The 1,754-nt window shown below is 71.3% G+C and carries 1 protein-coding gene and 1 pseudogene; both read left to right on the top strand.

Annotation, left to right across the window (positions count from 1 at the left end; all coding sequences use genetic code 11):
* Positions 1-90: 90 nt before the first annotated feature.
* Positions 91-1,233, top strand: a pseudogene (locus ACFXGA_RS30445) (AMP-binding protein); the annotation flags it as partial.
* A gap of 69 nt (positions 1,234-1,302) precedes the next feature.
* The coding region (locus tag ACFXGA_RS30440; protein ID WP_378093804.1) for a condensation domain-containing protein at positions 1,303-1,754 on the top strand (452 nt) is incomplete at its 3' end.

Here is a 1,754-nt window from a genome sequence, read left to right as displayed (position 1 = left end):
TCGTTAAAATACACGCCCGGCTCGCCGTCAAACCGCAGGGGGGTTTAAACCCCGCACCCAACGGGGGCCCGTATTTACCGCCGCCCCGACCACTGGTTCGGCTTCGGGCCGGACGACGTGTGGACGCTTTTTCACAGTTACGCCTTCGACTTCTCCGTGTGGGAGCTGTGGGGTCCGCTGCTGCACGGCGGGCGGCTCGTCGTCGTGCCCTACGAGGTGTCCCGGTCGCCGCGCGAGTTCGCCCGCCTGGTCGCCGACGAGGGCGTGACCGTGCTGAACCAGACGCCGTCGGCGTTCTACCCGCTGCTGGCCGAGGACCCCGAGCTGCCGTCCGTCCGGTACGTGATCTTCGGCGGCGAGGCCCTGGACGTGCGCAAGCTCGACGCGTGGCGCGGCCGGGGACAGCTGGTCAACATGTACGGGATCACCGAGACCACCGTGCACGTCACGTGGACGCCCGCGGACGGCTCGATCGGCGTGCCCATCCCCGACCTGCGGGTCTACGTGCTGGACGAGGACCTGAAACCGGTCCCGGCCGGGGTGCCCGGCGAGATGTACGTGGCCGGGCCGGGGGTGGCGCGCGGCTACCTCAACCGGCCGGGCCTGACCGCGTCCCGGTTCCCCGCCAACCCGTTCGGGCCGCCCGGCTCGCGGATGTACCGCACCGGCGACCTGGCCCGGTGGTCCGACGGACGGCTGCACTACCTGGGCCGAGCGGACCAACAGGTGAAGGTCCGCGGGTTCCGGATCGAACTCGGCGAGGTGGAAGCCGCCGTGAGGGCGCATCCCGCCGTCGCCGAGGTCGTTGTACTGGCGAACGAACACCGCCTGGTCGCGTACTTCGTGCCGGACAAGCCGACTACGGCCTCGGAGCTGCGCGACCACACGGCCAGGGTCCTGCCCGACCACATGGTCCCGGCGGCGTTCGTCGCACTGGAGAGCATGCCGTTGACCGCGAACGGCAAGCTGGACCGCGTCGCGCTCCCCGCGCCCGAGCGCGACGCGGTCACGTCCGGCGAGTACGTGGCGCCGCGCACCGAGACCGAAGAGGCCATCGCCGCGATCTGGGCCGACGTGCTGGGCGTCGAGCGGGTCGGCGTCGAGGACGGCTTCTTCGCCCTGGGCGGCGACTCGATCCGCAGTTTGCACATCACGTCCCGGACCAAGGCGGCGTTCGGCGTCGACCTCTCCCCGCGCGACGTCCTCACCGCCCGCACCGTCTCCGCCCTGGCCGACCTGGTCGAGGACCTGGTGCTCGCGGACCTCGAAGCTCTCGTTGCCGACACGGAGGCGTGACCGGACATGACCACCTCCAAGCACGACCGGATCTCCGCGCTGCCGGAGCACCTGCGCGCACGGCTGCGGGACCGGCTCGCCGGTCGCGCCGCGCCCCGCGCCGACGTGATCCCGCCCGCGCCGCGCGACCGGCCGCTGCCGCTGTCGGCGGGCCAGCAGCGGCTGTGGTTCCTCAACCAGTTCCAGCCCGAGAGCACCGAGTACACCAGCGCCGTCGCGTTCCGCCTCACCGGTCCGCTCGACGTGGCCCGGCTGACCGACGCGGTGCGCGGGCTGGTGGCCAGGCACGAGTCGCTGCGCACCACGTTCGACCAGGTCGACGGCCTCCCGGTGCAGGTGGTGCACGACCACGTCGACCTCGCCCTGGTCGCGGTCGTCGTCCTGGAAGCCGGGGTCTTATTCACAACACCGATCCCACGAGACACATCCGTTTCTGGGTTTGGGGGTGTGTGGGTGTT

It is taken from the genome of Actinosynnema sp. NPDC059335, assembly GCF_042752395.1.
Taxonomy (GTDB): Bacteria; Actinomycetota; Actinomycetes; order Mycobacteriales; family Pseudonocardiaceae; genus Actinosynnema.
This window is presented reverse-complemented; position numbering and strand designations above follow the sequence as displayed.